General features: G+C 65.7%; 11 protein-coding genes and 2 tRNA genes. 10 read left to right on the forward strand and 3 right to left on the reverse strand.

Going from position 1 to position 13,676, the window contains the following annotated elements; all coding sequences use genetic code 11:
• From folK to K3A85_RS05285, 9 genes are all read left to right on the forward strand, one after another.
• Nucleotides 1–519, forward strand: a complete 519-nt coding sequence (folK, locus tag K3A85_RS05245) for a 2-amino-4-hydroxy-6-hydroxymethyldihydropteridine diphosphokinase (protein ID WP_225206011.1) — start codon at nt 1–3, stop codon at nt 517–519.
• 18 nt (nt 520–537) lie between these two features.
• Nucleotides 538–613, forward strand: a tRNA-Lys gene (locus K3A85_RS05250).
• A 1,358-nt stretch (nt 614–1,971) separates the two neighbouring features.
• Nucleotides 1,972–2,271: a hypothetical protein gene (locus K3A85_RS05255; protein ID WP_225205431.1), complete on the forward strand. Its 300-nt coding sequence runs from the start codon at nt 1,972–1,974 to the stop codon at nt 2,269–2,271.
• A 93-nt stretch (nt 2,272–2,364) separates the two neighbouring features.
• Nucleotides 2,365–2,454: a K(+)-transporting ATPase subunit F gene (kdpF, locus tag K3A85_RS05260; protein WP_225205432.1), complete on the forward strand. Its 90-nt coding sequence runs from the start codon at nt 2,365–2,367 to the stop codon at nt 2,452–2,454.
• Between the two features lie 15 nt (nt 2,455–2,469).
• The gene (kdpA, locus tag K3A85_RS05265; protein WP_225205433.1) at nt 2,470–4,173 is read left to right on the forward strand and encodes a potassium-transporting ATPase subunit KdpA; all 1,704 of its coding nucleotides are present in this window, start codon (nt 2,470–2,472) and stop codon (nt 4,171–4,173) included.
• An 11-nt stretch (nt 4,174–4,184) separates the two neighbouring features.
• Nucleotides 4,185–6,224 (forward strand): potassium-transporting ATPase subunit KdpB, encoded by a 2,040-nt coding sequence (gene kdpB / locus K3A85_RS05270; RefSeq protein ID WP_318248065.1) that lies wholly within the window; start codon nt 4,185–4,187, stop codon nt 6,222–6,224.
• A 12-nt stretch (nt 6,225–6,236) separates the two neighbouring features.
• A complete protein-coding gene (kdpC, locus tag K3A85_RS05275) occupies nt 6,237–6,833 on the forward strand; it encodes a potassium-transporting ATPase subunit KdpC (protein ID WP_225205435.1) in 597 nt (198 codons plus the stop codon).
• Nucleotides 6,830–9,472, forward strand: a complete 2,643-nt coding sequence (locus K3A85_RS05280) for a DUF4118 domain-containing protein (RefSeq protein ID WP_225205436.1) — start codon at nt 6,830–6,832, stop codon at nt 9,470–9,472. The genes kdpC and K3A85_RS05280 overlap by 4 nt, the downstream gene beginning before the upstream one ends.
• Nucleotides 9,469–10,152 carry a response regulator gene (locus tag K3A85_RS05285; protein WP_225205437.1) on the forward strand — a complete coding sequence of 228 codons (684 nt, stop codon included), beginning with the start codon at nt 9,469–9,471 and terminating at the stop codon, nt 10,150–10,152. The genes K3A85_RS05280 and K3A85_RS05285 overlap by 4 nt, the downstream gene beginning before the upstream one ends.
• A gap of 204 nt (nt 10,153–10,356) precedes the next feature.
• Here the strand turns inward: K3A85_RS05285 and K3A85_RS05290 are convergent, their stop codons facing one another.
• The 3 genes from K3A85_RS05290 to K3A85_RS05300 form a co-directional block, all read right to left on the reverse strand.
• A complete protein-coding gene (locus K3A85_RS05290) occupies nt 10,357–10,545 on the reverse strand; it encodes a hypothetical protein (protein ID WP_225205438.1) in 189 nt (62 codons plus the stop codon).
• 137 nt (nt 10,546–10,682) lie between these two features.
• Nucleotides 10,683–12,698: a TonB-dependent receptor gene (locus K3A85_RS05295; RefSeq protein ID WP_225205439.1), complete on the reverse strand. Its 2,016-nt coding sequence runs from the start codon at nt 12,696–12,698 to the stop codon at nt 10,683–10,685.
• A 234-nt stretch (nt 12,699–12,932) separates the two neighbouring features.
• Entirely contained in the window at nt 12,933–13,136 is a 204-nt protein-coding gene (locus K3A85_RS05300; protein ID WP_225205440.1) for a hypothetical protein, read from the reverse strand.
• Between K3A85_RS05300 and K3A85_RS05305 the strand changes: the two genes are divergently transcribed.
• Nucleotides 13,120–13,258 (forward strand) — tRNA-Ile (locus K3A85_RS05305). The two genes, K3A85_RS05300 and K3A85_RS05305, sit on opposite strands and share 17 nt — an antisense overlap.
• Nucleotides 13,259–13,676: the final 418 nt, after the last annotated feature.

A 13,676-nucleotide genomic window follows, 5' to 3' on the forward strand; every position in this document is an offset into this window, starting at 1 on the left:
CTGGAGCGCCAGCGCTATCTCGTCGCGCTGGGGTCGAACGTGCGCCACGCGCGGCACGGGCTGCCGCGCGCCGTGCTGGTTGCGGCGGTGGCAGCGCTCGACGCGGCGGGGCTGGCGGTGCTGGCGACGGCGCCGGTCCTGGCGAGCGCCCCGCTCGGGCCGTCGCGGCGGCTCTACGCCAATGGCGCGGTGGTGGTCGAAACGCCGCTCGCCCCGCGCGCGCTGCTCGCGCTGTTGCAGGCGATCGAGCACGATTTCGGCCGGGTCCGGCGCGGCCGGCGATGGGGCGCACGCACGCTCGACCTTGACCTCGTGCTGTGGAGCGGAGGCGCCTGGTCCGATGCGGCGCTCACCATACCGCATCCCGCGTTCCGCGAGCGCGCCTTCGTGCTCGGCCCCGCCGCGCGGATCGCACGCGACTGGCGCGATCCGCTGACCGGCCTCACGCTCGGGCAACTGCGCGCCCGCTTGACCCGCACGACCCGCGCCCCTAGTGCCGCACGGCGCCGCGCACGATGACGGCGCACCGCAAGGCGCGGGCCCTTAGCTCAGTCGGTAGAGCAACTGACTTTTAATCAGTAGGTCGCTGGTTCGAATCCAGCAGGGCTCACCATTGCAGAAAACCGCAACTTTTGAATGGTCGAGAAAGGCCGGATTGAATAGCGTTTTCCAGCCATGGTAAACACGGAGTAAGCACGGAGTAAGCACGGCGTCACTTGGCACTCACCCCGGCGAACGCAGCGACGACAGTTGCCACGACGAACGTTAGCCCCGACATAAAGCCTAGAGTCGGGGGAACCCGCGACCAGCGAGAGCCTTTGCAGCATCCCTGACTAGCCGCTGGTGAGCCTGCTCATCGACGGCGCCTTCGTCTTCCGCACGTTGCCAGTAGTCTTCCGCATCCTCGGCAAATGAACTTTGGCGAAAGTAGATCAGTTGCAGTGCCCAACCTGACAGCAAAGCTAACACGATCCCAAGGACGAAGGTTGCGGCCGCGAATTGCGGATTTCGCAGCTTATCTACCGTGTTAAGGATACCCAGCGCCCCGGCGCCGTTCAAGCCTAATAGCGACGCGGTTAGCTATTTTGACCATGAAACGCCTTGCTCCGTGGTGAGATCGTACGCTCGCCGGATCCGTGCTAATTTTCGCTTTGCCAGACGCCTCACTAACTCTGCTTCTACATCCATAGGCCCACCCCTGCCTGTCCAGTTTTACCACGCTGCAATGGACGGCCTCTGGCCGCAAGCTGAGATGTCAGCCGAATAGGGCATTAGAGCCAATAGGGACGTTAGCACCTAGTCCAACCTGAACCCCGGCGGGGGCGGGGGTACTGCCCCCTTCGGCATGCCCGGCGGCGAAAGCATCGGCAGGGCCTTCGCAGGTTCCTGAACTCGCGCCCCCTTAAGCGAAGCCTCAATCGCTTTCTGGATCAACTTGCGCTGCGCATCGGGCGTCATGCCGCCGAACGCCAAGTTGCCCATGCGCCTCGCTCCAGAGGTAAGCCATGCGGAATGCTTCGTCGTTGTCGCGCACGACGATCGTCAGCGGGGTGCGCCAGGATTGGTCGGACGCCAGGAATACTCGAGCCATTGATCGGTGACCTCGTGTCATTGTCGATGAGCTCACCATGACGCATCGCTGCGATGGATGCGGGTGGGAAATGGTCCGAGAACACAACAAAATCAGCCTACTACATCTCCTGCCCAAGAGGTCGATGTCCTAGCTGGAACGCCGATTGCCACCCCGACGGTGCCTATCCGCCGAGGTTGGAAATCGCTCCGTTTGCCCCCCCCCTTTATACAGCTGGTCCCTGACGCGGCGATCAATCTCGAAGGCGGAGTGTCAGGGCAGTCGGCCCAGCGTCCAGCCCCGTGCTGCTTTACGGAACCTTTATCTGCAGCGTCGAGATCGCCGTGGAACCTTAAGGGAGGTTCGTCCGACATCGCTCCTCACACCAGAGGAACGTTCGCATGGACTTATTCGCAGAGCGGATCGGCAACGCCGCCGTTTCCCATCCCAGGTTGTTTGACCTGGTCATTCGCTTCAGTGGCCTCGCAGTGCTGGGCGCCCTTCCAGGACTGCTTGCTGTCGAGCGCAACGAAGACCTGCTCCACGGACCGGGTAGTCCGCACTCTGCCTTGGCGGCGCTTGCCGTGGTCGTGGCGCTGTGGAGCGGCCTTTGCCTGATCGTTGCCGGTGCCGAACTGTTGAAGCCACAGCCCGCTCCACCACGCTCGTGGCTGCCTGTGCGCGGGGTGCGCAGGTTATGAGCGATCTTGTCTGGCTCGCTATTCTCGCCGGCCTTGTGCTCGCCACGCTCGCCTTCCTGCGTCTTTGCGAAAGCGCCTGAGGAGACTTTTCCCATGCATCTGCCCGAACTGCTCGCCGCGATCACCGCGGCGGGCCTCGTTGTCTATCTCGTGGTCGCGCTCCTGCGGCCAGAGCGGTTCTGAGAAGGGCCCACCGTCATGACTTTCTCCGGCTGGCTCCTCATCTTCGGCTTCGCCGCGCTTGTCGCGCTGCTCGCCAAGCCGTTCGGGCAGTGGCTCTTCGCGCTCTACGAAGGCCGCACCACTCCGCTTCACCGCGTCGCCGGCCCGATCGAGCGCGGGTTCTATCGCCTGTCCGGCATTGATCCCGACCGCCAGCAAAGCTGGCAGGCCTATGCCTTGCACATGCTGATGTTCCAGCTGGTGACGACGCTGTTCACCTACGCCGTCCTGCGCCTGCAGGGCGTGCTGCCGCTCAATCCGCGCGGCCTTGCCGGCGTCGGCGCGGATGGCGCGATGAACACGGCCATCGCCTTCGTCACCAACACCAACTGGCAGTGGTATTCGGGCGAGGCGACGCTTTCCAACCTGTCGCAGATGCTGGGCCTGACGATCCACAACTTCCTGTCGGCCGCGACCGGCATCGCCATCGCCTTCGCGCTGCTCCGTGGCTTTGCGCGCACCGAGACAAAGACGGTCGGCAACTTCTGGGCCGACATGACCCGCGTCACGCTCTACCTGCTGCTGCCCGCCTCGATCCTCTATGCTCTGTTCCTGGTGCTTTGCGGCGTGCCGCAGACCTTCGCGGGCAGCATCGATGCCACGACGCTGGAAGGCGCGCGCCAGACGATCGCGCTTGGCCCCGTCGCCAGCCAGGAAGCGATCAAGATGCTCGGCACCAACGGTGGCGGCTTCTTCAACGCCAACTCTGCCCACCCGTTCGAAAACCCCAGCGCGCTGACCAACCTGATCCAGATGCTGTCGATCTTCGTGCTCGGCGCGGGGCTTACCTTCACCTTCGGCAAGGCGGTCGGCAACAGCCGCCAGGGCTGGGCGATCCTTGCCGCCATGCTAACGCTGTTCCTCGTCGGCGCATCGGTCACCTACTGGCAGGAAGCGGCGGGCAATCCCGCGCTGCACCAGATCGGCCTTGCCGGCGCCAACCTGGAAGGCAAGGAAGTGCGCTTCGGCATTGCCGCGAGCGCGCTGTTCTCGGTCCTCACCACTGCTGCATCCTGCGGCGCGGTCAACGCCATGCACGACAGCTTCACCGCGATCGGCGGCCTGGTGCCGATGTTCGACATGCAGCTGGGCGAAATCGTGATCGGCGGCGTCGGGTCGGGGATCTACGGCTTCCTGCTCTATGCCCTGCTCGCGGTGTTCATTGCCGGGCTGATGGTCGGTCGCACGCCCGAATACGTCGGCAAGAAGATCGAGGCGCGCGAGGTCAAGCTGGCGGTGCTGGCCATCGTCATCCTGCCGCTTTGCATCCTGGGCTTCACCGCGCTGTCCGTGGTGCTGCCGGCGGGTCTTGCAGGCCCCCTGAACAAGGGACCGCATGGCTTCTCCGAAGTGCTCTATGCCTTCAGCTCGGCCACCGGCAACAATGGCTCGGCCTTTGCGGGGCTTACGGCTGGCACGCCCTTCTACAATGGCCTTCTTGGCGTTGCGATGTGGCTGGGGCGCTTCCTGGTGATCGTCCCCGTGCTGGCGATCGCCGGCAGCCTTGCCGCCAAGAAGCACACCCCCGCGACTTCGGGATCGTTCCCGACCACCGGCGGCCTGTGGATCGGGCTGCTCGTCGCCACGATCCTGATCGTCGGCGGCCTCACCTTCCTGCCTTCGCTCGCGCTCGGCCCGGTGGCGGACCACCTGACCCTGCTTTCCGGCAAGCTTTACTGAGGACCACGAACGTGTCCCAATCAGCGTCCCAAGAAACTTCCAAAGCCACGTCGATGTTCTCGGGCGAGCTTGTCTTGCCCGCCATCGGCGACGCCTTCCGCAAGCTGAACCCGCGCGAGCTGGTCAAGAACCCGGTGCTGTTCACAACCGCCGTGGTCGCCGCGCTGCTCAGCGCGCTCGTGTTCGTCGGCGGCAGCGGCCTTTCGCTCGGCTTCCAGCTCCAGCTGATCGTCTGGCTCTGGCTGACGGTCCTGTTCGGCACCTTTGCCGAAGCGCTGGCCGAAGGGCGTGGCCGCGCCCAGGCTGCATCTCTGCGCGCCACCAAGTCCGATCTCGTCGCCCGCCTGCCTTCGGGCGAACAGGTGCCCGTCGCAACACTGCGCCGGGGCGATACCGTGGTGGTCGAAACCGGAGACCTGATCCCGGCGGACGGCGAAGTCATCGAAGGCGTTGCCAGCGTCAACGAGGCGGCGATCACCGGCGAAAGCGCGCCCGTGATCCGCGAAGCCGGCGGCGATCGCAGCGCCGTGACGGCCGGCACCCGCGTCATTTCCGACCGCATCGTCGTGCGGGTGACGCAGGAGCCGGGGCAAGGCTTCCTCGACCGCATGATCGCGCTTGTCGAAGGCGCGCAGCGGCAGAAGACGCCGAACGAGATCGCGCTTACCATCCTGCTCGTGGGGCTCACGCTGATCTTCCTGATCGCGGTCGGCACGATCCCCGCCTTTGCGAACTATGCCGGTGGCCGCATCCCGGTGGCCGTGCTCGCCGCGCTGCTGATCACGCTGATCCCGACCACGATCGCGGCCCTGCTGTCGGCCATCGGCATCGCCGGCATGGACCGCCTGGTGCGCTTCAACGTCCTCGCCAAGTCCGGCCGCGCGGTCGAGGCGGCGGGCGATGTCGATGTCCTGCTGCTCGACAAGACCGGCACGATCACCATCGGCGATCGTCAGGCCAGCGCCTTCCGCCCGCTGTCCGGCGTCATGCCCGAAACGCTCGCCGAAGCGGCCCTGCTGGCCAGCCTTGCCGACGAAACGCCCGAAGGCCGCTCGATCGTGCGCCTTGCCGGCGAACTGCACGGCCTTGTCCGCCAGGGCGTGCCCGACGGCGCCGAAGTGATCCCCTTCACCGCGCAGACCCGCATCTCCGGCCTCGCCCACAACGGACGCCTCGTGCAGAAGGGCGCGGTCGATGCGATCCTGCGCGCCAACCCGCAGGGCGAACGCAGCGCGACAGCCGCCGAACTGCGCCAGATTGCCGAAACCATCGCCCGCGCCGGGCAGACCCCGCTGGCGGTTGCATCGGACGGCGTGCTGCTGGGCGTCGTCGCCTTGAAGGACGTGATCAAGGCCGGCGTGCGCGAACGCTTTGCTGAATTGCGCCGCATGGGGATCCGCACCGTGATGATCACCGGCGACAACCCGCTGACCGCCGCCGCCATTGCCGCCGAAGCCGGCGTCGACGATTTCCTCGCCGAAGCGACGCCAGAGGACAAGCTGGCGCTGATCCGCCGCGAACAGCAGGGCGGCAAGCTTGTGGCGATGTGCGGCGATGGCACCAACGATGCCCCCGCGCTCGCCCAGGCCGACGTCGGCGTCGCGATGAACACCGGCACCCAGGCCGCGCGCGAAGCCGGCAACATGGTCGATCTGGACAGCGACCCGACCAAGCTGATCGAGATCGTGGGCCTGGGCAAGCAGTTGCTGATGACGCGCGGTGCGCTGACCACGTTCTCGATCGCCAACGATGTCGCCAAGTACTTCGCGATCATCCCGGCGATGTTCATCGTGCTCTACCCGCAGCTCGGCGTGCTCAACGTGATGCGGCTGGCCAGCCCACAGAGCGCGATCCTTTCGGCGATCATGTTCAATGCGCTGATCATCCCCGTGCTGGTGCCGCTCGCGCTCAAGGGCGTGCGCTACCGCCCGATGGACGCCGGCTCGCTGCTTGCCCGCAACCTTGCCGTCTACGGCCTCGGCGGCCTCGTCGCCCCGTTCATCGGCATCAAGGCGATCGACCTCGTCGTCGCCGCGCTCCACCTCGCCTGAAGGACCGCTTCCATGCTCAAGGAATTCGCCGCCAGCCTGCGTCCGGCACTGGTCATGACCGGCCTTTTTGCAGGGCTGCTCGGCCTTGCCTATCCCGCCGCCATCACCGCCGTGGCGCAAGTCGCCATGCCGCAGCAAGCCAATGGCAGCCTGATCGTGGAGCGTGGCAAGGTCGTCGGCTCGCACCTGATCGGGCAGCAGTTCGCCGCGCCCGGCTACTTCCACGGCCGCCCTTCGGCCGCCGGCAATGGTTACGACGCCGCGGCCTCGTCCGGCTCCAACCTGGGCCCTGCCTCGCAGGCTCTGCGCGACCGTGTGCGCGATGCGCTCAAGTCCATCCCATCCTCACCGGGTTCCCTCGTTCCTCCTGACCTGGTGACCACTTCCGCCTCGGGGCTCGACCCCCATGTAAGCCCCGAGGCGGCCTTTCTTCAGGTGAGCCGCGTCGCCAGGGCGCGCGGCCTTCCCGAAGCGCGCGTCCGCACGCTGGTGCAGGATCATGTCGAAGGTCCGCTGCTCGGCCTTCTGGGTGAACCGCGCGTCAATGTGCTCGAACTCAACATCGCGCTCGACGCGATGGCCGCTTCGGGGGCAAACGGACCGACGTGAGCCCAGCCCGCCCCGATCCAGACGCCCTGTTGCGCGCCGCCGCGCGCGACAGCACCGGCCGCCTCAAGGTTTTCCTCGGGGCGGCTCCGGGCGTCGGCAAGACCTACGAGATGTTGAGCGACGCCGCTGCCCGCCGCGCGGGCGGGCTGGACGTCGTGGTCGGGGTCGTCGAAACCCATGGCCGTAGCGAAACCCAGGCACAGCTTGCCGGGTTCGAGATCATGCCCCGCGCGCGCATCGCGCATCGTGGCCAGCCGCTCGAGGAGATGGACCTCGACGCCATCCTCGCCCGCCACCCGGCGCTGGTCCTGGTGGACGAATTCGCGCACACCAACGCGCCAGGCAGCCGGCACGACAAGCGCTGGCAGGATGTCGAGGAACTGCTCGCCGCCGGGATCGACGTCTGGACAACGCTAAACATCCAGCACGTCGAAAGCCTCAACGATGTCGTCGCCTCGTTCACCCATGTCCGGGTCCGCGAAACGGTGCCCGACCGCCTGCTCGACAATGCCGAGATCGAAGTCGTCGACCTGCCTCCGGACGAACTGATCGCCCGGCTCAAGGCGGGCAAGGTCTACGTTCCCCACGAAGCGGCGCGCGCGCTCGATCATTTCTTCTCGAAATCGAACCTCTCCGCCTTGCGCGAACTTGCCCTGCGCCGCGCAGCGCAGGCAATCGACGCACAGATGCTCGATGATCTGCGCGCCTCGGCAACCGGCGGGTCGTTTGCCGTTGGCGAACGCCTGCTGGTTGCCGTCGGCGCCAACCCGGTCGCGGGCGAGGTCGTGCGGGCGGGCAAAAGGCTTGCCGATGCGCTGCGCGCGCCGTGGACAGTCGTTCATGTCGAAACGACGTCAGAGCGCGCGCCGGACACCGCACGGCATCTTGCCGATGCAATGCATCTTGCGAGCATGCTCGGCGGGCAGGTCCTGTCTCTACCCGGTCAAAGCGTCGTCGAAGGTCTTGCCCTGGCGGCAGCCGACACGCGCGCCACGATGCTTGTGCTGGGCCGGCCACAGCCACGCCGGTTGCCCTGGCAACGTCGATTGAGCGTGCGGCCGCTTGCGCGGCGCCTACCCGAGCTTTCGATCCACCTCGTCCAGATTTCGACGCGGAGAGCACCTTCAGCAAGACAGTGGAAGCCGGGACGTCCGGCGATACCGGGCTGGTTGCCTTCGCTGCTCACCACCGCCCTCGTCACCGTCCTCGGGTTGGCGATCTTTTCCGCCGGAGACAACATCACCAACGTGGGGTTGCTCTACCTTCTCCCGGTGCTTCTTGCCGCCACCCGATACGGGCTTGCGACTGGCATCGTCACGGGCGTTATCGGCTCGCTTGCCTACAATTTCTTCTTCATTCCCCCGACGGGCACCTTCACCATTGCCGATCCCCAGAACGTGATCACGGTTGGCGTGCTGCTGCTCGTCGCCGCCGTTGCCAGCCAGCTTGCCGGACGCCTGCGCGCACAGGCGATTCTCGCTGCGCAAAGCGCCCGGCAGAGCGCAGCGCTCGCCGGGTTCGCGCGGCTGCTTACCGGCGCGCAAGAGGCCGCAAAGGTAGGGCAGTTGTTGTGCGAGCAGGCGGCACATCTGCTTGAGACGAACGCCGTTCTCCTCCTCCCGCGACAGGGAGAGCTTGAGATTGTCGCGATGTCGAAGCCGATCCGTCTCGAAGTGCTCGACAATGCCGCCGCACAATGGAGCTTTGCCAACCAGACGCCCGCCGGGCGCGGAGCCGGCACACTGACGGCTTCGGAATGGCTGTTCACTCCGCTTGCGGCAGGCGAAACAGCGCTGGGCGTTTTCGGTGTCGCGCGGACTGATGCGGCTGTGCCAGTGCGCGCAGATCAACTGCCGCTGCTCACGAGTTTGACCGACCAGGCGTCGTTAGCGCTTGAGCGCATCCGCCTCGAACGCGAAGCGGCCGCCGTCAGGACGCTGGAGGAACGGGATCGCTTGCGCGCAGCCCTGCTGTCCTCGGTCGGCCACGACCTGCGCACGCCCTTGACCGCAGTGCTGGGGCTTTTGCGGGATTTGTCTCCGGCCGAACCAGACCAACGCGAAATCGTTGCGCTGGCACGGGGAGAAGCCGAGCGGCTGCGCCGCTTTGTCGCCAACCTGCTCGACATGGTGCGGGTCGAGGCTGGCGCAATCGACCTGCATATCGAGCCGGTCGATCTGGCAGAGGCGGCCGCCGCTGCCGTGCGCGATTTGCGTGGAACCCTCGGCTCCCAGGAAGTTCGGTTCGGCATTGATCAGGATCTGCCGCTGGTGCTCGTCGATCCGCGCCTGTTCCATCACTGCCTGATCAACCTGGTTGAAAACGCGGCGCGGCATGGCGGTCGCGAGGGACCGATTTTCGTGTCTGCAAAGCGCCTTGGCGACGGGCTAGAGCTGTCGGTTTGCGATGAAGGACCTGGCATACCCGTCGGCATGGAGCAGCGCGTGTTCGAAGTATTCCATCGTATCGAAGGGTCCGACCGCAAGGGCGGCACCGGGCTCGGTCTCGCGATTGTGCGTGGTTTTGCCGAGGCAATGGGGCTCAAAGTCACCGCCGCCAATCGCGTCGAAGGACGCGGAGCACGCTTCACGATCCGATTTCCGGCAGATCGGCTACGCGAAGTGGGCGAGGCAGCATGACCATGCGAACAAAGGTTCTCGTTGTCGACGACGAGCCCGCCATCCGCCGGCTACTGCGCGGCAGCCTGGCCGCAGCAGGCTACGCGGTGATTGAGGCGCCTGACGCACGCGCGGCGCTTGCGTCGCTCGCGATCGACAAGCCTGAACTGGTTCTCCTCGACCTGGGCCTACCCGATCGTGACGGGCTCGAGCTGGTTGCGCCGGTCAAGGCATCCGGTGCAGCTCTGCTCGTTGTCTCGGCGCGCGATGCCACGGAGGAAAAGGTCAGCGCACTCGATCTCGGGGCCGACGACTACGTGACCAAGCCCTTCGACACCGAGGAGGTCCAGGCCCGCATTCGCGTGGCGCTGCGCGCGCGCAGCCGCGCGACACGGGAGGAAGGTGCAGTTGCTTTCCGCGATGTCGTCGTCGATCTTGCATCCCGCCGTGTCACTCGGGGAGGCGTCGACGTGCATCTGTCGCCAAAGGAATACGGCTTCCTTGCCGAACTTTGCCGACACCCGGGAAGGGTGATCCTGCACACCCAGCTGTTGCGTGCCGTGTGGGGCGAAGGCCACGATCATGATGTCGAGTATCTTCGCGTTGCCGCGCGTGGGGTGAGGAAGAAGCTTGAAGACGTCGATGTGGAAGCGAGCGCTATCCGCAACGAGCCCGGCGTTGGTTACCGCCTGATGGTGTGACGGTGCCGATGCAGTCCATGACGAGAACCAGCTGAAGCTCGCGCCTTGAGTTGAAGATCGGCCCGACGCTGTGGGTTGTTTGCGCCTGCCTGCATGACTCTGCGGGATACGGCCGCGGCGCCATAAATGGGCACTACGAGATCGCCGGCAGGCACGTGGCGCGAAGATGTCGTCCAGGCTCCCGCCGCGCCATGCGGAGCTGCGTCAGCCTCCGCTATGCTTGGCGAACTCCTCGACCGGGATGATCGTCCACTCGCCGTTCTCACCGGGAACGCCGACGCCATCCCAGCCTGCGTCCATCAGCTCGCGCAGACGGACCTTGGGGCCGGTGAGCAGCCAGGGCGAGAGCTCGGTGATCGCTCGCCCATGTCGTCGTCCTGGAAGACGAAGCATTTCATCGGCGGGTCGAGTGGGAAGATGATCACAGCAGGCTCCGCATCCGCTGGTGCGATGCACCAGCCCTCGCGATGACCGACCCAGTATGCGACCCCGGCGAAGCGTTCGGCAAGGCGCGCGACAATGCTGCTGGTTCAGAATGCATACCGCAGCGTCAGACGCACTTGGCGCGGTTCGACTGGGTGGACATGACGATCTTCGACGCCTTCAACTGGCTCACCGGGCAGGCGCGACGCATAGAAGTAGCTGATGTCGGGTGCAGTCGAGCCGAACACGTTGAGCGCATCGAGCGAGACGCGCAGCGCCTTGTGCGTCCAGTAGGCACCCGCGTTGAACAGGGTTGTCGGTCGCGACCGCACCGAACCATCCTCGATCAGCGGCGCGCTGCCAAAATGGCGTGCGCGCAATGCCAGGACGAGGTTCGGCCCCGCTTGCACGCCGGCGCCGCTGTTGAACACCTCGGACACTGCGCCTGGAATGCGGTCTGCGCCCGCAGCCACATTGCGGAAGCGTGCGCGGGTAAGGGCGGCGGCGGCATCAAGGGTCAGCCATGTTGCTGGTCGCAGGAAAACGCTCGCTTCGGCGCCAAGCCGCCGACTGGGTGCGCTAGGCTCGGTGGCGCCAGCATCGCCGACAAAGACCAGCTCCGATCCAAGGTCGAGCCAGAACCCGACCAACGACGCCGTAAGCGTCCCGCGCTCGATCCGCGCGCCGAACTCAGCCCCGCGCGAGCGCACCAGCACGGGAGCCCGGCCGGCGGCTTCGCCCGTTGCCAAATCCTCGGTGATGGTCGCACCCCGCACATCGTTCGAATGGAAGCCCTCCCCATAATCCGCATAGACTTCGACCCCGCGAAATGCGCGCCAGGCGAGCGCGACTTTGGGCGTGATGATCCCCGCGCCGCCACTGCCCGAGTTCGCGGCGAGGTCGGAGCGGACGCGATAGGCGACCGCATCGCCACGTAAGCCTGCAATTGTGCGCAGGTCCGGGGTAATGCGCCATGTGGCCTCTGCGAAGGCGGCGGCACTCCACTCATCCACGCGGTCTTCGCGCACGTTTTCGCGCACGACGCCAGCGCGAGTGCGATACAGGCCGACTGTGCCGATGCGGTCCCATCGCGCGTCACCGCCGAGTCGCACATCGAGTGCGCCATGCGTGAGGCGATGGACGATGGAGCCGCCGAACACCGCGCGCCGGTCAATCTGGCGAAACTGGTCTCCGTTGACCGGATCGTCGAGCAGGTATGTGAAGTTCGAAGTCAGACGCAGGCGCGAGGCGACGGCGAAGGCGGCGAGGTCGGTCGCGCCGAAGTGCGCCTGGAATGTCAGGCCCAGACGCTCTGCCCGCCCGCCGAGAGTGGGATCGATCGCACCGTTGCGCGGAATGAGGCCATCGCGAATGGCCCGCTCGGGCACCTGGTCGGTTGAGTTCCAGCGGTTGGTGTAGCCGCTGAGGCTCAGCGCCCAAGTCGGGCCAGATAGCTTGACGAGCGCATTGACCTTGCGCAGCCTTTCGTCGAGCACCCAAGGACCGTTGGCCCTGGTCACATCGAGCGCGGCAAGCAATTCGCTCCCTCCAACCGCGGTGCTTCCCGCCGCAAGTCCGCGCAGGTAACCGTAGGTCCCGACGGTTGTTTCGAGCAGCGGCGTCGCAAGCTGGTTGCGCGTTGTGAACGCGAGCGTCCCCGCCGAAGCAAAATCGCCCTTGTCGGCGTGGTAAGGGCCCTTGGTGTAGTCGATACGCTCGACCAGTTCGGGGATGAGGAAGTTGAGGTCGAGATAGCCCTGCCCGTGGCCGTGGCTGCGCATGTTGATCGGCGCGCCATCGACCGTGCCGGCAAGGTCGGTGCCGTGGTCGAGGTTGAAGCCGCGCAAGAAGAACTGGTTGGCCTTGCCTTCGCCCGAATGCTGGGTGGCGACAAGACCGGGCACGCTCTCGGCAAGCTCCCCGACGCGCGCAAGCGGTCGGTTTTCGAAGTCGGCGTAGCCCACGACGCCTTCGGATCCCGAAGTTGCGGTGCCGACCTGTTCGATTCCTCGCCCGAAGACAACGATCGGTTCGTCGGACGTCGCGGAGGAGTCTGCCGACTGAGCCCATGCGCCTGCGGCCGGGGCGCCGGCCAGGAGAACGAAACTGAAAAGCCGCCTCACGTCACCCTCGTAAATTCTACTAATTCAGTAGAATTTCAGATTGAGGCAGTCCAGCCCCGTGACGCGATTTAACGTGGTGTTCACTCTCCATACTGCCGGGATCGTTGACGGACGCATGGCGCGCGCCTGGTGCTGCTCGGCACGCCGGACGGGTAACGTCCCCTGAAACCACGGTCGCACAGTCCTTGCCAGTGCAGATGCAATGGTGGCAACAGCGGTCCATGCCGCCGGACTTTACCCCGCTTGCCAATGCCGTTGCGCGGTTGGACGAAGGTCTTGACCGCTATTCTCCGCACGCTTGTCCAGAGCCTTCGAGACCCTCTGCCCCTTGAAGAAGCGCTGCAATGCTCCGGGTGCGTCGACCACCGCCTTCGGCACGCGGCGCTTGGAATAGAGCACGCCGTCGCGCTCGATCACGCGGGGGATGTAAATGGCCATCGGGGATACTCGGTGTTACACAGCTAGCAGCACGCTGTGTCATACGAAGTGACTGATAATCACGATTAAGTCATAGCTGCGGGCTTGGCTGCGCGCTGGTTCGAATCCAGCAGGGCTCGCCATGCCGCGCCGATGGCCGGAGCTGCCGCGCGCATTGCCAGATTTTCCCCTTCCGGAATTTCGCCAGCCTGCAGCGGCAGGCCGCCGCGACGAATAGCGCGGCTTGTGCGGTGCAAAGCAAAGCCTTCGCTTGACCGGGGAGGTTCTATCAAATAGGTAGAGATTAACCCGAGCAGAACGGAGTCCGGGCCGTTCGCTCGATTCAAGGGTTTCCTGGACCGCGGCATTTGATCTGGAAGCAGCTTGCTCCGCGTCACCAACGGCTAAAGCGCGCGACACCAAGGCGACAGCGCCAGGCGTCGTGTTCCTCTCCTTCTACGAGGTGACATGATGCGAATGACCACCCAGCGCGGCTGACGCCCGCGCAAACGGAACCGGCGACGAGCCGCTGAGCGCCGCCTTGGACGGGGCGCATCGGGC

It is taken from the genome of Novosphingobium huizhouense (assembly GCF_020179475.1).
GTDB classification, from domain to species: domain Bacteria; phylum Pseudomonadota; class Alphaproteobacteria; order Sphingomonadales; family Sphingomonadaceae; genus Novosphingobium; species Novosphingobium huizhouense.